Origin of the sequence: Shewanella sp. ULN5 (genome assembly GCF_030731885.1) — a bacterium.
GTDB lineage: Bacteria > Pseudomonadota > Gammaproteobacteria > Enterobacterales > Shewanellaceae > Shewanella > Shewanella holmiensis.
Genome location: NZ_JAPJEE010000023.1, coordinates 40,300 through 58,112, shown reverse-complemented (window position 1 = coordinate 58,112; position 17,813 = coordinate 40,300). Strand labels below are relative to the sequence as shown.

The following is a 17,813-nucleotide window of genomic DNA, read 5'->3' as shown; positions in this document are numbered from 1 at the left end:
CAGAAGTGAAACACAGTATCGCCGATGGTAGTGTGGGGTCTCCCCATGTGAGAGTAGGTCATTTCCAGGCGCCTAATTTCTCGTAAAGAGAGTATCAAGCCCGTTACTAACGTAACGGGCTTTTTACATCCGAAACTTGAGCATAAAAGTAGTGTGGCCGATATGCCCATGTGAGAGTAGGTCATTTCCAGGCGCCTAATATCTCGTAAAGAGAGTATCAACCCCGTTGTTCTGATGACAGACGGTTATCCTAGGGCTACCGCATGAGTGATTGGATTTTATACAAATCGTGAAAATTAATCAAAACGAAACGCCGTGAAATCATCCATGATTGCTTAACAACCGCGTCTATACGTTAGATATTCGTTTAATAAACTCCCACTAATTGAGCTAAAAGTATTCGCGTTCTCACTCTAACGGTTATGCGTTTTTTAATATTTTGCATTGATAATAATCAGTTGCTGATAAGTATGAACATAATGTAATAGAACCCGCTATTATAATTTACCCAATTAAATTATATGGTTATCATTTATTACTTATTCGTTTATGAGAAATGGGCTCGGCATCACGTTTTTATTCATCAGCTTTTATCTGAATAATTTATACTTATGACCTCATTACTTCATACGCTGCTTTAAATCTGATGACTGCTTCTCAAACTGACGACCGTGTTGTTCAATTAGTTAAATCTTGGCATGCGCAGTTCTTGCAGCTTCAGTCTTTAACCAAAGCGCACATTGTTATGTGTATAAATGATGAAGACATAAATATCCCTCCATTACTTTCTTTGCATACCTTGTCTTCTGAACAAGCTGAATATTGTTTGAAATATTTACCTATAGTTATTAATAAGAAAAGTTTGACTTGTGATAATAATTTGCTTTTAGATGAATCAATTAAATTCACACACTTTGAAATTTTAGACAAACCTAAAAATGCTATAAATCATGATTTTGCGATACTTGCAACCAATGATAATTCTGAATCTAATCTCGCTTTATTTAACTTATTAGTTAATCAATTTAAAACTGATTTATCAAAGACCCTTACAAATAAGAATCATAAATCCTCAAATATTACCATTTCAGATCTAATGAATTCTTTTGAAGAAATATTTTGGATAAAAGACACTCAAGGAAGATATATTTACGCTAACCAAAGTGCTGAAAAAGCTTGGCATAAATCTAACCATGAAGTTATAGGTAAAACAGATCACCAACTTTATGACCATGAAGTTGCAGATTTATTTATTGATGGGGATAGTCAAGCTATTCAGGCGGGAAGAAGTGTTATTGTTGCTGAGTGTGAGGATTTCGATTTATCGAGCAATAAAGCCTGGTTAGAGACCCTTAAGTCGCCAATATATCACAAAGGCGAACTTGCTGGAGTGCTCGGTTTTACGCGTGATATAGCCAAGCATAAAGCGGCTGAAGAGCAGTTAATGTTGGCTGCCTGCGTCTTTGAAAATGCTGTCGAAGGGGTGCTTGTAACTGATAAATATGGTGTTATTCGTGATGTGAATCAAGCGTTCACACAAATTACAGGTTATGAGTTAAGCGAGGTTTTGGGAAAAAAACCGAGTGTATTAAGTTCTGGACGTCATAGTAAGGCCTTTTTTTCAAAAATGTGGAACACACTTTTAGTTAATGGAAAGTGGCATGGCGAGATTTGGAATCGTCGTAAAAATGGTACTGTATTTCCTCAAACTATTACACTCAGTGCCGTTTATGATGAAGATAATTGTGTTAAGTTTTTTGTCGGTGTATTTGCTGATATTTCAATATTGAAGCAAACAGAAGAAAAGCTTAAAAATCTAGCTTATGTTGACCCGCTTACTGGTTTACCCAACAGAATGCGATTTGTTTCCTATCTTGAACAAGAAATTAGCCATGCTTTACGGGGGAAAAAACAGCTAGCAATTTTGTGTATTGATATCGATTTATTTAAGCATATTAATGAAAGTTTAGGGCATTTAGCTGGTGACGAAATTATTGTCGAGTTGAGCAAGAGATTGTCATACGCATTATCTGAGTTTGATGTGTTAGCGCGTCTTGGAAGTGACGAATTTGTCGTGCTTTTGCCTTCAATCACAGGTACAGAATCTGTTTTCTCAAGCATTAGTCATTTAAGAAGGGTATTTGAGCGTCCATTTATTATTGATAATACCCAACCAATAAGGCTTACTGCGAGTATCGGGATCTCTCTTTATCCTAATGATGGTCTTGATGCTGATGCATTATTACGAAATGTCGACGCAGCAATGCATAAAGCAAAAGCTCAAGGACGAAATGGTTATGCTTTTTATACAGAAGGCATGACCGCTGAAGCTGCAGAACAATTAAAACTCCAATCAGCTTTGCATCAAGCCATTATAAATAATGATTTTTATCTCGTTTATCAACCTAAAATACATCTTGCGTCAGGTCAAATAAATGGTTTTGAAGCACTGATCCGTTGGTACGATCCAAAGCTTGGCCAGATATCACCTGCCGATTTTATTCCCTTAGCTGAAAAAATTGGCTTGATAAATGATATAGGTTTATGGGTCTTGCAAGCCGCCTGTACTCAGGGAGTAAATTGGTTGACACAAGGATTACAGTTCAGCCGGATATCGGTGAATGTTGCCAGTTTACAACTTCAAAAAAGTGATTTTGTTGATAAGGTTAGAGATATTCTTTTAACGACAGGACTGCCAGCTAAGCACCTTGATATTGAAGTGACAGAGTCCTGTATGATGACGAATCAAGTTGCTGTTATTAAAGATTTGAAGCAGCTATCCGCTATGGGGATTTCAATTAGTATTGATGATTTTGGTACTGGCTATTCATCATTAACTTATTTGAAAAAATTGCCATTAGATACCTTAAAAATTGATCAATCTTTCGTTAAGAACATTCCATTTGATTCAAATAATAGTGCAATTGCCAAAGCTGTTATTGCATTAGGACATGCATTGAACTTACAAGTGATCGCTGAAGGGGTTGAAACCCAGCAACAAGCAGATTTTTTATTGCAAAATAATTGCGATTTAGCTCAAGGTTATTTGTACAGTAAACCCAAATTAGCCGAAGAAGTTAACGAATTCTTGCTTCCTATAAGACCTACTTAATTTATGATTTGATTATTAGGTCCGTCAATTTTTAGCGTTATTATTGCCGCAAGCTGTTGGCTATTTTACCAAGCAAAGGCTTTGTGGTGCTGAAATTTGGCTTAAAAGGTGGATAACACATTTAAGTGACCAACAAATGCTGCCTGAAGAGTTCTGTAAATCGTTTTATTACATGTTGAATGGCTTTTTCACAAGGCATCTCTTCATTTGCCTCAATCAACACGTTTTTAACGATAACAAAACTTAACTCGCAAAGATCAACAACTCTCAGTGTCATTCATATCAAGATAAAATCAGTCATGCTTTCTACAATTATCTTTTATGCTCGCTCATGGGCTTAGTTTTGTTTAGAATGTTGATCTTATCTCATTGGCCATTTGCTAATTGGGAGTAAATAACACTGAGGTGGACTGTTTTTCTACCTAGGAGCTTTAATGCAACTGTTTGTAAAAGATTTAACTGTAATTGATTTTTCTTATCTGTGCCCGATCCGCGGCATGGTTGGAGAAAGCTGGATTGTCGATGTTTTGCTTGATGGGGGGTTAGACGAGCAAAATATGGTACTGGACTTCTCTAAAGTAAAAAAGACCATCAAAAATACCATTGATGATGTTGCCGATCATCGCTTATTGATCCCGACTGCGTGTAGCCAAGTTAGATGGCAACAGCAAGGGGATAGAGTATGGATGGATTTTGCTAGCCAAAAAGGTGATATCCACTTAGCTTGCCCTTCACAAGCGTTTGCCTTGATCCCCACAGAGGTGATTGATTTTGAAAGTGTGAATGATTTTTTGCAAAAAGCATTGCGTGAAGCATTACCTGAAAATGTACAAGGTATTAGCTTAACATTACGTAATGAAGTACTTACCACACCTTATTATCATTACAGCCATGGTTTGCGAAAGCATGATGGCAATTGTCAACGCATTGCGCATGGTCATCGCAGTCCTGTCACAGTATTTGAAAATGGAATTGCTGAGCCTAAATGGGATGAATACTGGGCTAATCGTTGGCGAGATGCTTATTTGGGGACGCAAGAGGATTTAGTGTCCGTTACTGAGCTGCAATTGTCTAAGCAATCTAATATTAATGATGAATCCCATTATGGTTTTCACTATATAGCGCCACAAGGTGACTTTCAGTTGGCGATGCCAAAAGTTTGTTGCGATATCATTCCGCACGACACTACAGTGGAGCTACTTGCTGAGTATATGGCAATTACCTTAGCTGCTAAAGTACCTGAGAGTCATTTTAAAGTGATTGCCTATGAGGGCATTGGAAAAGGCGCGATAGCGGTCAGAGGTTAAAAGGAATTCATTGAACATGAGATTGTATTCTGCAGTTTTTGGCACATTTTGGGGATTGTTGTTTATTTCTTCAGCAGCTGCTGAAGTGACGTTTGAAGGTAAATTTGAGCAGGGGGCTTTAGTCAGAGGAACCGTGCCTATTGGGAGTCAGATTACACTCAATGGCGAGCCTGTTAAAGTGACCGCAAAAGGGCAGTTTGCCATCGGTTTTGATCGTGATGCCAAAGCCGAGCAAATGTTTGAAGTTATCTACCCTACTGGGATGACTGAACTTAAGCCGCTAAATGTTACTGCTCGCGAATACAAAATCGATCGTGTTACAGGTATTAGCACCAAAATTATGAAACCTGATCCTGTTGCGCAAAAGCGTGCGGCGGAAGATGCTAAGCAAACCCGCGCAGCTCGAAGCACTTTTATTGAAAATGATGCTTTCATGCAGGATTTTATTTGGCCTGTTACCGGACGTATTTCTGGAGTATACGGCAGTCAGCGTGTGTATAACGATGTACCTGGCAATCCTCATTTTGGTGTTGATGTGGCAAGGCCAACTGGCACGGTTGTTGTCGCACCAGCGGATGGTGTGATTACCTTAGCCGTGGCAGATATGTTTTATTCTGGCGGCACCTTGATAATTGATCACGGTTATGGTGTTAGCTCTACCTTTTTACATTTAAGTAAACTGTACCCCAAAGTGGGGGACAAAGTTATTCAAGGTCAGAAATTGGCTGAAATTGGTGCTACAGGTCGAGTCACAGGCCCTCATTTAGATTGGCGGTTGAACTGGTTTCAGATGCGTTTAGATCCTGTATCAATTGTGCCAGCTATGTCGAGTGTATTAGCCGCTGAAAAAAGGCCAACAAAATAGGTTTTGTTGGCTTCAAGTTGCCAATGATAAACCGTAAAAAAGGAGAACATATATGTTCTCCTTATTATTTGTCCATATCTCAATAACTGCATTTGATTAGGTTGCTTGCTCACTTTTGATGATTTTTTGAATATTGTGAGGGTGCACTTTCACACAAATTCCATATGCTTTAAACGCGATGGTTGGATTGGCTAAACGTTCATTATTCCCTTTTGGCGAGCTTTGTTTCACTTTTATATCTGTTTTACCCGCAATGACCTGTGCGAGTTGTGGCACCTTGGCAATTAACTCATTGGCTAATTCATCACAGGTTTGCGCAGTCGATGGCAACACTAATTCTACATGTTCCCAGCCTTCAATAGGGTAAGTTTTATCAGAGGGGAAGGGCAGTTCAACACATTCAATTTGCGTGTCGCCCAGCATTAATGGATCAGTTAATTTAATGATTAAAATCGGCCGCCCATTGATCATATTGTTAGAAATAACCTGACCGTGTTGACTGAACTCCTCGGCGAGTAATTGTGCGAGTTGATTATTATTAACTCGCAGTGCGCTATGATCGCAATCCAAAGCTAGATTATCTAAACCTAGTTGTTTGATAAAAGCTTGGATCTGTAAACTAAAGTCTGCCCAAGTATGTTGTAAAGTCTGGTAATTCATAGATTGTCCAATGGTGATAATCTAGCTTAAATTGTCTATTGTTTATGGCCAAATTTCGATTGGTGTGCCTTCATCTATCATGCGCCACAATTCATCCATTTCTTTATTAGTCACCGCAATACAGCCGTTGGTCCAGTTATATTTTTGTGCTTCTTCTGGTGATAACGATGAACGCGGATTTTGGCCGTGGATCATAATCATTCCACCTGGGCTAATACCTAATGCTTGGGCACGTAATTTGTCTTCATCATTAGGGTAAGAGATGTGTATTGAACGGTAAAATGCGCTGTCTGACTTTTTATAATCCAGCACGTACCGACCTTGTGGTGTACGTTGGTCGCCTTCTCTAAGTTTATGGCCTTTGGGCGCATCTCCCATGGCAATCACATAGGTTTTTATTACTTTGCCATCACGCATCACTGACATGCGTGATTCTGATTTATTCACTATCACTAAATCGACTTTAGTATGGGACTGAGCTGACGAGGCACTGGCGGTAAAAGGGCATACAATGCTGAGGATGAAAAACCAATAACGCAAGTGCATGATATCTCCGTATAATGAATTTTATTATATTTTTAGGTTTGCCATTAAGATTTTTGGAAAGTCTAATGTGCAATTTGAAATGATTTTAACGTCATCCGTTTGTAAATGGTATGGTTAAGTTAAATATCTTTTTAGGGATTTGAGTTAATAGGATATGAACGTAAAAAACATTGAAGAGTCGCCTTTAAAACAGCGTTTGCGTACCATCATTTTTGGTACTGACACCCCTGAGGGGAAAGCATTTGATATTGCACTGCTTGTCTCTATTGTTGCCAGTATTATATTGATATGTTTGGATACTATCGATAGTTTACACCACGCATATGGGGAGTTATTTCTCATTGGTGAGTGGATGTTTACTGTTATATTTACCCTTGAATATGTACTGCGCTTATACTGCTCTCAAAACCGTTTCCATTATGCCCGCAGCTTTTTCGGTATTGTCGATTTACTGTCAATTTTGCCTAGCTATCTGGCATTGATCTTTCCGGCTGCTAATTTTGCACTTGCAATCAGAGTATTACGATTATTTAGGGTCTTTAGAGTGTTAAAGCTTTTGCGCTTTCTTGCCGATGGAAATCTGTTGTTAAAAGCCATGCTGCAATCAAGTCGTAAAGTCTTTATGTTTTTCTTTTCTGTTAGTTTGATCATTTTGGTATTGAGCGTAGTAATGTATGTCATCGAAGGGCCAAATAACGGGTTCAGTTCGATTCCTAAATCTATGTACTGGACTATTGTGACAATTACCACTGTAGGTTACGGCGATATTACGCCACAAACGCCTTTAGGTCAGGCAATAGCAGCGCTGACTATGTTAATAGGCTATTCCATTATTGCCATTCCAACGGGAATATTAACGGCTGAAATTTCGCATGAAATGGTGAAAGTGCGTGATTTAAGAAAATGCAGTAATTGTGGCAAGAAGGGCCATGATAATGATGCGCAATTTTGTAATCATTGTGGCAGTGAGCTAGAAACCCTTGACTCTTTAACTAGTCCATAAGGTCAGTTGGTGTTAATCGCGTTAATTTATCTTATCTCATCTTATTTATATAAAGGATATTCATGACAACAGCCAAGTTTGTTGAAGGGCCTATTTTACGCCATATATTAGTCATGAGTTCGACTGCAGCTGTGGGGATTTCCGCTCTGTTTATTGTTGATCTATTAGATATCTTCTTTTTAAGTTTATTGGGCGATCAAGAGCTCACCGCCGCAGTTGGATATGCTGGCACCATTTCGTTTTTTACCACCTCTATTGGTATTGGTTTATCTATCGCCCTTGGCGCATTGGTGTCTAGGGCGGTTGGGGCTAAAAATAGCATTCAAGCTAAACGACTGTTTTTAAATTGTGTTGTTGTCACCTTTATCGTAAGTGTATTTGTTGCCTTGCTAGTGTTCAGTTTTATCCCTGAATTACTTGCTGTGGTCGGCGCTTCTGGTTACACCGCTGAACTGGCTCAAAGTTATTTATATATCCTAGTGCCATCACTTCCGGTGATTTGTCTTGCGATGGCATTAGGCGGTGCATTAAGAGCCGTTGGTGATGCAAAATTGTCAATGATGTCAACCTTAGCCGGTGGGGGCGTCAACGCAGTTTTGGATCCCATTTTTATTTTTATCTTTGCTATGGGTATTGAAGGGGCGGCAACGGCATCAGTGTTGGCTCGTTTTGCGGTATTGTTTATTGCTGGACACGGCGCAGTTGTTAAACATCAACTGGTGGGCAAATTTAGTTTTGATGAGTTCAAGCATGATTTACCGACCATTTTTGCAATAGCAGGCCCAGCCATGTTGACTAACATTGCCACGCCTATTGGTAATGCTGTGGTAACCCGTGCAATTGCCGACTTTGGCGATAGTTATGTTGCAGGCTGGGCTGTGTTAGGCAGATTGATCCCTGTAAGCTTTGGGATGATATTTGCCTTATCGGGTGCTGTAGGTCCTATTGTTGGGCAGAATTTTGGTGCCAATGAATATGACCGCGTGAAACAAAGTCTAAACAAAGCCATTCAATTTTGTGTCATATATGTGTTAAGTGTGTCGCTGATTTTATTTCTACTTCGACACCAGATTGTTAGCGCTTTTGATATGACGGGCAATGCTGCCGAGGTCATCCTTTTTTTCTGCCAGTATATTGCGGTGTTCTTTATTTTCTCCGGTATGCTTTTTGTTGCCAACGCATCATTTAATAATTTAGGTAAAGCCAAATATTCCACATTCTTTAATGTGGGTAAAGCAACCTTAGGTACCATCCCATTTGTTTATTTCGGCGCGCAATGGGGCCAGGTTTATGGGGTACTTATTGGTCAAGTGATAGGGGCTATCATTTTTGGTGTCGCCGGGGTAATTGTTGCTTATCGACTTGTGGAAAAACTTTCGCATACGGCTAAAGCTGAATTATCAGCACAGGTATTTACGCAACAGGACGAGGCACAGCTACAGAATATTGCGACCTCTTCGCCATTATCTTCAGCGTGTGCGCAAATGGCTCAGTTAGATGACGAGCCTTTATGTAAGCAAATTGCTGAGGCTGAAATAACACCTAAGACTTCCGCACAACGCCATCGATAATAAACCAGACTAGCCATCAACTGTTGAATTTATGCGTATTAACAAGCCCATCTTATTTAAGATGGGCTTGTTAATTGGTTTTTAACTAGTTATCGCTTTTTATAGGTAATGGCTTAAATCACTGCCTGCATTAATCTCTATTTCCTGTAGCTCGCCATGGAATAAGTATCCTAATTTGTCACCCACTAAGGTTAATTTATTACCTTGAAGTTTTAGGGCACTCCCTTCCTGAATTGCGATGATGGGGGTTAAAGGATCGACTTGAGTAAATTCAAATAAGCGTTGTGCGCGGGTTTCACCATTATGCCCTGGTGCTTGATAATTACTGTAATGGGGGTTGATCTGAAAAGGAACTAAGCCGATTGCCGAAAATGAGGGGGGCTCAATAATGGGCATATCATTAGTGGTTCGAATAGATAATCCGGCAATGTTTGAACCTGCGCTCCAGCCTACATAAGGTTTACCTAGATTTACCTGTTCTTTAATCAAGTGAATAAGATCGTAACGGTAAAGTTCATTGATTAATTGAAATGTGTTGCCTCCCCCAATCAAAATGCCATCAGCATCTTTAATCGCTTGCTTAGGATCGCCAAACTCATGAATACCATTAATGGTAATTGGTAGTGAGGATAACCCGATACGAACTTTTTCAAGATACTGGTCATTACTCATGCCGACGCCTGCATAAGGAATAAAAATCCACTTACGCGTATCAGCACAGAATGGTTTTATAAACTCAAGTGCGTGTTGTAAATAAGGCGTATTACCTACTCTAGAAGCGCTTAATAGTAAGGCGTTAGCTGACATGAAAGATCCTTTTAAACTTAGGGAATGACGCTCAATTAAATTCATATTAACAAAGTTATTGAGCCCAAGGTACTGGCTACCTCTAATGCCTGTTAATTAACTCGAAATATTTAATCTATTCTGTTTAATTCAATGCTTTATGTTTTTGCTGTCAGGTTTTAGCAGTATTGACTGGATCATAAATTAACATTTACACCTTGCTTGAACACGGTATGAAACCCATAAAAGTTAACTGAGTTTATTATCATAATTTAGCTAATTTACAGATGGTTAGCTCTTTGATAGTGTTTTAAGTTTCAATTAAGTATTGCTACCTAGAATTTGCATCAAAATAAGGCGCTGCGATAGATTAAATCAAATTTAATCTTCTAAACCTTGAAAATCGTTTAATCGGACATAATATGTCTGTAGAATGTTTTGATATCGGCAATGTTGCCAACACAGGAGCTAAAATGAAGCGTATCTTTTTGTTAATTGCGACCAACATGGCAATTTTGCTAGTGGCCTCAATTGTAATGTCTATTCTAGGAGTGAACACTTCTACGATGAGTGGATTATTAGTATTTGCTGCCATTTTTGGTTTTGGTGGCGCATTTATTAGTTTAGCCATTTCAAAATGGATGGCAAAGAAAACAATGGGTTGTGAAGTCATCACACATCCTCGTGATAATACTGAACGCTGGTTAGTTGAAACCGTTGCGCGCCAAGCTGAACAAGCAGGGATAAAAATGCCAGAAGTGGCAATTTACCAATCACCTGAAATGAATGCATTTGCGACTGGCCCAAGCAAGAATAATTCATTGGTAGCGGTAAGTTCTGGTTTGCTATATGGCATGACCCAGGATGAAATTGAAGGCGTATTGGCACATGAAGTTAGCCACGTTGCTAACGGTGACATGGTAACTTTGACCTTAATTCAAGGTGTGGTAAATACCTTTGTTATTTTTGCGGCGCGTGTTGTTGCTGGCATTATTAATAATGTGGTTTCAAGCAATAGCGAAGACGGCGAAGGTTTAGGTACGTTTGCTTATATGGGCGTCGTATTTGTATTAGATATGTTGTTCGGTATTTTAGCGTCGATGATCGTAGCTTACTTCTCTCGTATTCGTGAGTTCAGAGCCGATGAAGGTGCAGCGCGCTTAGCGGGCAAGAACAAAATGATTGCTGCGCTTGAGCGATTAAAGCAAGGTCCTGAAACAGGAGCAATGCCAGCGCAAATGTCAGCTTTAGGTATTAATGGTAAACGTTCAATGGCTGAGTTTTTAATGAGTCACCCACCATTAGAAAAACGTATTGCAGCATTGAAAAATAGCTAAATCCAATTGGTTGATTTTGTCATATTAAAACTGGAGCCTTGAGCTCCAGTTTTTTTTGCTTTATTAAATGTGGCGCTAATTGAGTTAGTTCTCACTTCTGGGTTTATCAGCATGCTAAAGTGTTGTTATAGTGTGGATCCTTGTTTACAGATTATGGATTAACTCATTGGCGCTAAGTTGGTCACATTTTAAATGATGCTGCTAAGCTTAGAACAATACGATTAGCTTTTAAAATAAGAATGCCAAGGATAATAATGAGTGTGAAAATGAGCGTCATCATTTTTAGTCAAGTTTATCCCTTGGTTTAAGGGGGAGTGATATGAAAAATCAATACTTATACGCAATCTTTGCTGCTTGTCTAATGACGTTCGTATTTTCAGGCGGGGCATTGGCCGCTGGTGAAAACCTAGCAGATTATCATGCCGGTATGAATGGCTGTGAAAGTTGCCATGCTAATGAAGAACCCTCAGCAGATGGTGCATATGAGTTTGAACAATGTCAAAGCTGCCATGGTTCGTTAGCCGAAATGGATGATAACCATAAGCCCCATGAAGGTATGTTGATGTGCGCAGATTGCCACGCGGTACATGATGTAAATGTTGGTGATAAACCGACTTGTGAAGCTTGCCATGATGATGGTCGTATCGCTAAATAATACCAAGCAAGTTTAAACAACGACAATGCTGACTATCATGTCAGCATTGTCTTTTTTAGGGTAAAGCCATTTACTCCCTTGAACACGGTATACCTCTAAAGTGGTACTTAAATTTGTTTTATTTCAATAAGATGCGCAAATTTGGTGCGCTGGTTTGCACTTGTGTTGCGCAAATGTAAGTCGTTTTTCTTGCGCTATTGATAAAACCCTTTAAATTTCAATTCGATAACTATTTGGCACGCATGTTGCGATATTCAAAGCAATTAATGGGTGAACAAATAGGTGTATAAATGGCGGATATTCAATCAAGTTGTGCATATTGTGGCGTGGGTTGTGGGCTGACCATAAGTCATTATTCATCACAGACACTTGCTGAATCAAATCTATCATTCACTCTGAAAGGCGATAGTTCACATCCTGCTAACTTTGGTCATTTATGTGCTAAAGGTGAAAAACTTCTACTTAGTCTTGAGCAACCTAATACCTTACGTTACCCCAAATTGAGATCGGGTAAACCACTTGATTGGGATGCTGCAACGCGATTAATTGCTGACAAATTTCAACAAACAATACAGCAACACGGCCCTGATTCTGTCGCCCTGTATTTGTCTGGTCAGTTATTAACAGAAGATTATTATGTCGCCAACAAATTTGCTAAAGGCTATTTAAAAACCGCTAATGTCGATACCAATTCACGCTTGTGTATGTCATCTGCGGTGAGCGCGATGCAACGCGCCTTTGGTGAAGATGTGGTGCCTGGATGCTATCAAGATTTTGAACAAGCAGAAGTGATCGTGTTAATCGGTGCCAATACGGCGTGGACTCATCCGGTGTTGTTTCAGCGTATTCTTGCCGCTAAACAAACCAATGGCTGTAAATTAGTGGTGATAGATCCGATATCGACCGCAACGGCAAAGCAAGCAGATTTACATCTTGCTGTCTGCCCTGGTGCTGATTTACGTTTATTTGTTGGGTTACTGGGTTACTTAGCTGATAACCATCGCCTTAATCATAAGTACATTCAAAACCATACAGAAGGCTTTGAGACCGTTGTTGATAATGCTCAACGGGTCAGTGGCTGTTTAGCCACACTTGCTGACGCCCTGGGAGTATCAAAAATTGAACTCACCGAATTTTATCATTTATTTAGCTCATCTAAAAAAGTGCTTACGGCCTCGTGTCAGGGCGTTAACCAGTCCGTTATCGGCACAGATACTACGAATGCCATCATTAATTGTCATCTTGCTCTTGGGCAAGTTGGCCAAGAAGGTGCGGGATTCTTTTCGTTAACCGGACAGCCAAATGCAATGGGAGGGCGCGAAGTGGGAGGTCTTGCAACGCAATTGGCGAGCCATATGGGTTTTTCTGAGCAAGAACAAGCGTTACTCTCAGACTTTTGGCAATGTGGTCACGTTGCTACAAAGCCAGGGTTAGCTGCTGTAGAAATGTTTGATGCGGTCGCCAAGGGCAATATAAAAGCGATTTGGATAATTGGAACCAATCCGGTGGTATCTTTACCCGAAAGTGACAAAATTGCCCAAGCACTTGCCGATTGCCCCTTTGTGGTGGTGTCTGAGGTGAGCCCAGACTCGGATACGGCAAAACTCGCTGACGTATTATTACCTGCTCAGGGCTGGTCAGAGAAATGCGGCACTGTGACCAACAGTGAAAGATGTATTACTCGTCAGCGTGGATTTATTGCCCCTAAAGGTCAGGCTAAACCCGATTGGTGGGCGCTGTCTCAGGTTGCAATTAATATGGGTTTTAGTGGTTTTGACTACCCCAATAATGCCGCGATATTTTCAGAGTTTGCTTTATTAAGCCAAACTGTTAATCAAGCTTTTCCGCATAAGCGCTTTAATCTAGGAGGTTTGGCAGGGCTAACAAAAGCACAATACGATACTTTACCTCCGACACAATGGCCTGTTACAACCCAACAACAAATTGGTCAACAGCATCAAAGGGTGTTTGCTGACGCGCAATTTTCAACCCCCAGTGGTAAAGCGCAATTTATTGCACCAGCAAATTCGTTTGAGGCGCTAAATCATCATGAGGTGAATTCACTTCATCGAAAACCGCTTACCTTATTACTCAATAGTGGTCGCAGTCGTGATCAGTGGCATACAATGACCCGAACAGGGCATATTGCTAGTTTGCGTGCAAATGTGCCTGAGCCGACGCTGAGTTTACATTCTAGTTTGCTGAAACCGTTTAAATTAGTTGCTGGTGAGCTGGCACAAATTCAATCCGCTACTGGCTCATCATTCAGCCTTGCCCGCGTGCTTGTTGATGATGATTTATCGACTAATCTTGCCAATATGTCTATGCATTGGTCTGAGCAGTTTTCACTGACCAAAGGGGTTAATCAAGCTATTGATAGTCGATTTGATCCTGTGTCAAAACAACCTGGTTTTAAATGTCAGCCAGTAAGATTATTGCCTGTTGAGCTGGCTTTGCAAGGCGTTGTATTTGGTGATCATGATCCACAGGCTCAAGGGTTAACTTGGCAGGTTGCACAAACATTAACAACAGGGATTTGTTATCACCTCGGTTTTGCTCATCAGCAAGATGGATTTGCTTATCAGGCGTCACCATTTTCGCTGCAATGGACCGTTATGCTTGGTGCAATATTATTGAAAAAACAGCAACTACACATTCAATGTAATACAAGTAATGGTCGATTAGTTGCACTTAAAGTTTTATCAAATCAACCAGTTCATATCGCGTTAGAAGCGATGAACGCGCTTATTGGTCAAACGTTAGACACCAAGTTACTCAGTAAATTACACCAACAACTTAAGGCCGGAAATAGCCCACTTATCTGTAGTTGCACTGGGATAACCGACGCTGATATCTGCGATGAGCTAAATAATCAATTTAATCAACAAATACTGCTTAAGGGCACAAATTCTGTGCAATTTGAACAGGTATTAGATGCCACGCAATCAAGCTTAGGTTGTGGCCGAAAGTGTGGCAGTTGTAATAGTGAAGTAAGGCAATGCGCTGAAAAACATTGGCAAGAAGCGTTAACGTTTGCCCCCTCAATGGATGAGTTAAAAGTTGAACATGAATATGCTAAGCCTGTTAAAGAGGATGTTGCTTAATGAATATAGTCGACGCAATGATTAATTATCCCCCCGTGACATTCGGTCAAATAGATACCTTTAACGCTGGAGATGTCGCCATTGTGGGGGCTGGTTGCGGTCAATTAGACTTGATGACCATTAAAGCTGCGCGCATTGTGGCCCAAGCAGAGGTTTTAGTATTTGATAGTCTGGTTAGCAGTGAAATCTTAACCTTAGTCAGCACTCAATGCCAACGGCACTTTGTGGGTAAACGATGTGGTCAACCCAGTTTCAAACAAGATGATATTAATGCGCTGTTAGCAACATTAGCGCGACAAGGATTAAAAGTCGTTCGTTTAAAAGGTGGTGATCCGCATATTTTTGGCCGAGGGTGTGAAGAGGCCTTATACCTTGCACAGCGTGGCATTCGTTCGCAGTTTTTTGCTGGTGTAACGGCTGCATTAGGCTGCGCATCAAGTACAGGTATCCCGTTAACTTTTCGCGGTATGGCGCGCAGTGTCACCTTAATCACAGGCACAAGAATGACAGATGGGGATAATTCCAGCGCACCTAATCAGTGGCAAGCATTATTAGCGGCGCAATCAACTTTAGTTTTTTACATGGGTAAAGAGCAAGCTGCGTCAATTTCATCAGGATTAATTGAAGCTAAATGCATTGCCAAACTCCCAGTTGCTTTTGTTACTAATGGTGGTCGTCCTAATCAATTAATTACCTATTCAACCGTTGCCAATATGAGTGCAGATGCGTTAACCATTAAAGATTCTGGGCCGACCTTGATTATCATTGGTGAGGTGGTTGCAGTGGGCCAGCAATTAAGCCAACTATTAGCCGGCATTGAGTATGGGAACGATAAGCGTATCGACCATCTGCAAGGTGACGGATATTTGGATGAGGTGCGTTATGCCTAAAACTGTATTTGAGTTAACCCACCTTGAAGAATTTGATTTTAGGTTATTAATTAAGGCATTGGGAAAAGGTGAAAAAGGTGCTCGGTCATTAACGTTCGCGGAATCAAGTTTGCTTATCCAAGGATTCGCCAAAGGTAAAGTGACTCACGCTCAAATGGCCAGTGCCATGATGCTAATGCGAGTAAGAGGCGAGACCGCAGCGGAAGTTGCTGGAGTAGTGAGCGGATTAAAACACACTATTGATGAAAGTTGGCAAGCAATACAGGTTGATATCGATTGGCCTGTTTATGCGGGGAAACGTGAGCAATTACCCTGGTTATTGCTGGTGGCAAAGGTGCTCGCCACAAAAGGTTTAAGGGTGATGTTGCATGGTGATAGTTTAGCATTACCACATCGCCGTCATGTTGAGTCGTGTATTGAGGCGCTTAACATTTCCAGTGCTAAAACCGCAGACGAAGCAGAAAAAACCTTGCAAGCTGACGGTATTGTGTATGTTCACGCTGGGGATCTTGCCCCTGTACTTGATGATTGCCGTTTATTGCACCAAGAACTTGGGTTACGAAGTCTTATTCAAACGGCATCAAGATGCATGAACCCAACCAATGGAGCAATCAGTTTACGCAGTTTTTTTCATCCTGGGTTAGATAACTTGCACCAAAGCATTGCAGAAATACTCTTCGCTGAAGGCGATTACCAACCGGGGATGATTGCTATTTTTAAAGGGCTGCAGGGGGAAACAGAGATTAACCCCCGTGTCACTACTGATGTGCGTATCATCAAAAAAACATCAGACACGCTGCAATTTAGTTCATTTACTTTACCCACGGTATTGGAAGGCTTTAGTGGTGCAAAAGTAGGCCAATCTGAATTGTCTGCAAAGAGTCTTGCACACCTTTGGCACACCATTTTACCTTTTCAATCATCAATTTTGGCACATGAAATGACCTGCTCCATGGTTGAGCAAGCCCTCTGCAGCGTAGAGGCGACCTTATGTTTAGTGTTAAGTTTACAGCAAGCATTATCCTCAAGGCCTGTTGTTGTAAAAGACAACCTATTATTGGCTCAACAATGGTGGTCTGAAAGGCTTTCTTTTGCTGCGTCTCATCCTATTAAACCTATGGAGACGTCGCCAAAATATTCCCTTGTAGATGCACTTTTGGATGATAAGGATGAAGTATGCGCAGTTTAATTTTATGTGATACGACTTTCCTAAAATTTACTGATGCAGTTCAGCGCCTGGAACAGTATCAGGCGGTATTAAATTCAATGGGTGAAGTCGACATTATTGGTTCAATTAGCGCAGCAGAAAAGTCATACCAGCAGTCAAATTATGACATTATTTTAGTTTTGGTCGATACGTTAGCACACCCTATGCAGAGTTTTATACTGCGCGCTTTAAGCGTTAAGCCGAGCGTGTTTATTGTCAATGCTAACCATTGGGATTTACAGCAACTAACTGAATTATTGGCTTGCGGCAGGCTGACTTTTGTACCTGAAAACTTGGTGGCCAGTAGGCTAAGCCACATAGTCAGTTTAGCAAAAGTGCGTTTTATCACGGCTAACAACTCCTTGAATGAATTTAAAAAACTAGACGATGAAATGAAGCAATTGAAACTCATCGCTCAAGCCAAAGTGTTTTTGATGAAGCAAGGTTTTAGTGAAGACAAAGCGCATCAAATTATTCAGCAACAAGCTATGCAAAAAGGCCTCACTATGGCGCAGATGTCTGCACAAATTATTGCTCTGATGAGGTCACAAACGGTTCAACCATCTTCCCCGGATTCCGCAGTGCATGAAACGGGGCGCCTCATTTCAGTGCAAATGCACGTAAGGTGATCATGGTAAGTGTAGATATATAAATTGATGGTGTTTAAGTCGTTGTTTTTAAATTGTTAAATATTTATTTGTTAGGTGCGTTTTGTGGCATGTTGCCTGCAATAACATAATTAGTATTAAAAGTGTAAATTAAAATCTGGT

Annotated in this window: 14 protein-coding genes; 11 read left to right on the top strand and 3 right to left on the bottom strand. The window is 40.5% G+C overall.

Features of this window, described 5'->3' with window-relative positions:
• Positions 1–646 precede the first annotated feature (646 nt).
• The 3 genes from ORI98_RS16890 (at position 647) to ORI98_RS16880 (ending at position 5,284) form a co-directional block, all read left to right on the top strand.
• Complete coding sequence (locus ORI98_RS16890) at positions 647–3,112, top strand: EAL domain-containing protein (protein ID WP_306135996.1); 2,466 nt, start codon at positions 647–649, stop codon at positions 3,110–3,112.
• Positions 3,113–3,546: 434 nt separating this feature from the next.
• Positions 3,547–4,419 carry a 6-carboxytetrahydropterin synthase gene (locus tag ORI98_RS16885; protein WP_261299583.1) on the top strand — a complete coding sequence of 291 codons (873 nt, stop codon included), beginning with the start codon at positions 3,547–3,549 and terminating at the stop codon, positions 4,417–4,419.
• 16 nt (positions 4,420–4,435) lie between these two features.
• Positions 4,436–5,284 carry a M23 family metallopeptidase gene (locus tag ORI98_RS16880; RefSeq protein ID WP_261299584.1) on the top strand — a complete coding sequence of 283 codons (849 nt, stop codon included), beginning with the start codon at positions 4,436–4,438 and terminating at the stop codon, positions 5,282–5,284.
• 96 nt (positions 5,285–5,380) lie between these two features.
• Here ORI98_RS16880 and ORI98_RS16875 read toward each other — a convergent pair whose 3' ends face one another.
• Complete coding sequence (locus tag ORI98_RS16875; RefSeq protein WP_261299585.1) at positions 5,381–5,944, bottom strand: VOC family protein; 564 nt, start codon at positions 5,942–5,944, stop codon at positions 5,381–5,383.
• A gap of 42 nt (positions 5,945–5,986) precedes the next feature.
• Positions 5,987–6,490, bottom strand: coding sequence for a murein L,D-transpeptidase family protein (locus ORI98_RS16870; protein WP_261299586.1), 504 nt, complete (start codon positions 6,488–6,490; stop codon positions 5,987–5,989).
• 154 nt (positions 6,491–6,644) lie between these two features.
• On the opposite strand from ORI98_RS16870, the gene ORI98_RS16865 reads away from it, so the two are divergent.
• Together ORI98_RS16865 and ORI98_RS16860 are read left to right on the top strand one after the other, a co-directional pair.
• The gene (locus ORI98_RS16865; RefSeq protein ID WP_306135995.1) at positions 6,645–7,493 is read left to right on the top strand and encodes an ion transporter; all 849 of its coding nucleotides are present in this window, start codon (positions 6,645–6,647) and stop codon (positions 7,491–7,493) included.
• 62 nt (positions 7,494–7,555) lie between these two features.
• A complete protein-coding gene (locus ORI98_RS16860) occupies positions 7,556–9,064 on the top strand; it encodes an MATE family efflux transporter (protein WP_306135994.1) in 1,509 nt (502 codons plus the stop codon).
• Positions 9,065–9,163: 99 nt separating this feature from the next.
• Here the strand turns inward: ORI98_RS16860 and pepE are convergent, their stop codons facing one another.
• Positions 9,164–9,871 (bottom strand): dipeptidase PepE, encoded by a 708-nt coding sequence (pepE, locus tag ORI98_RS16855; protein WP_306135993.1) that lies wholly within the window; start codon positions 9,869–9,871, stop codon positions 9,164–9,166.
• A 452-nt stretch (positions 9,872–10,323) separates the two neighbouring features.
• On the opposite strand from pepE, the gene htpX reads away from it, so the two are divergent.
• The 6 genes from htpX to ORI98_RS16825 all read left to right on the top strand — a co-directional run bounded on the left by htpX (position 10,324) and on the right by ORI98_RS16825 (position 17,672).
• Positions 10,324–11,187: a protease HtpX gene (gene htpX / locus ORI98_RS16850; RefSeq protein WP_261299590.1), complete on the top strand. Its 864-nt coding sequence runs from the start codon at positions 10,324–10,326 to the stop codon at positions 11,185–11,187.
• Positions 11,188–11,506: 319 nt separating this feature from the next.
• Positions 11,507–11,842 (top strand): cytochrome c3 family protein, encoded by a 336-nt coding sequence (locus tag ORI98_RS16845; RefSeq protein ID WP_261299591.1) that lies wholly within the window; start codon positions 11,507–11,509, stop codon positions 11,840–11,842.
• A 290-nt stretch (positions 11,843–12,132) separates the two neighbouring features.
• On the top strand, positions 12,133–14,946 hold the full coding sequence (locus ORI98_RS16840) for a molybdopterin-dependent oxidoreductase (RefSeq protein WP_306135992.1): 2,814 nt from the start codon (positions 12,133–12,135) through the stop codon (positions 14,944–14,946).
• On the top strand, positions 14,946–15,836 hold the full coding sequence (gene cobA, locus ORI98_RS16835) for a uroporphyrinogen-III C-methyltransferase (RefSeq protein WP_306135991.1): 891 nt from the start codon (positions 14,946–14,948) through the stop codon (positions 15,834–15,836). The genes ORI98_RS16840 and cobA overlap by 1 nt, the downstream gene beginning before the upstream one ends.
• Positions 15,829–17,025, top strand: coding sequence for a glycosyl transferase (locus ORI98_RS16830; protein WP_306135990.1), 1,197 nt, complete (start codon positions 15,829–15,831; stop codon positions 17,023–17,025). Before cobA ends, ORI98_RS16830 begins: the two co-directional genes overlap by 8 nt.
• Positions 17,013–17,672 carry an ANTAR domain-containing response regulator gene (locus tag ORI98_RS16825; RefSeq protein WP_306135989.1) on the top strand — a complete coding sequence of 220 codons (660 nt, stop codon included), beginning with the start codon at positions 17,013–17,015 and terminating at the stop codon, positions 17,670–17,672. The genes ORI98_RS16830 and ORI98_RS16825 overlap by 13 nt, the downstream gene beginning before the upstream one ends.
• Positions 17,673–17,813 lie beyond the last annotated feature (141 nt).

Excerpts from the sequence above, each read along its gene's own strand:
- ORI98_RS16890 (WP_306135996.1), top strand. The coding sequence starts at position 647 with ATGACTGCTTCTCAAACTGACGACCGTGTTGTTCAATTAGTTAAATCT.
- ORI98_RS16885 (WP_261299583.1), top strand. The coding sequence starts at position 3,547 with ATGCAACTGTTTGTAAAAGATTTAACTGTAATTGATTTTTCTTATCTG.
- ORI98_RS16880 (WP_261299584.1), top strand. The coding sequence starts at position 4,436 with ATGAGATTGTATTCTGCAGTTTTTGGCACATTTTGGGGATTGTTGTTT.
- ORI98_RS16875 (WP_261299585.1), bottom strand. The coding sequence starts at position 5,944 with ATGAATTACCAGACTTTACAACATACTTGGGCAGACTTTAGTTTACAG.
- ORI98_RS16870 (WP_261299586.1), bottom strand. The coding sequence starts at position 6,490 with ATGCACTTGCGTTATTGGTTTTTCATCCTCAGCATTGTATGCCCTTTT.
- ORI98_RS16865 (WP_306135995.1), top strand. The coding sequence starts at position 6,645 with ATGAACGTAAAAAACATTGAAGAGTCGCCTTTAAAACAGCGTTTGCGT.
- ORI98_RS16860 (WP_306135994.1), top strand. The coding sequence starts at position 7,556 with ATGACAACAGCCAAGTTTGTTGAAGGGCCTATTTTACGCCATATATTA.
- pepE (WP_306135993.1), bottom strand. The coding sequence starts at position 9,871 with ATGTCAGCTAACGCCTTACTATTAAGCGCTTCTAGAGTAGGTAATACG.
- htpX (WP_261299590.1), top strand. The coding sequence starts at position 10,324 with ATGAAGCGTATCTTTTTGTTAATTGCGACCAACATGGCAATTTTGCTA.
- ORI98_RS16845 (WP_261299591.1), top strand. The coding sequence starts at position 11,507 with ATGAAAAATCAATACTTATACGCAATCTTTGCTGCTTGTCTAATGACG.
- ORI98_RS16840 (WP_306135992.1), top strand. The coding sequence starts at position 12,133 with ATGGCGGATATTCAATCAAGTTGTGCATATTGTGGCGTGGGTTGTGGG.
- cobA (WP_306135991.1), top strand. The coding sequence starts at position 14,946 with ATGAATATAGTCGACGCAATGATTAATTATCCCCCCGTGACATTCGGT.
- ORI98_RS16830 (WP_306135990.1), top strand. The coding sequence starts at position 15,829 with ATGCCTAAAACTGTATTTGAGTTAACCCACCTTGAAGAATTTGATTTT.
- ORI98_RS16825 (WP_306135989.1), top strand. The coding sequence starts at position 17,013 with ATGCGCAGTTTAATTTTATGTGATACGACTTTCCTAAAATTTACTGAT.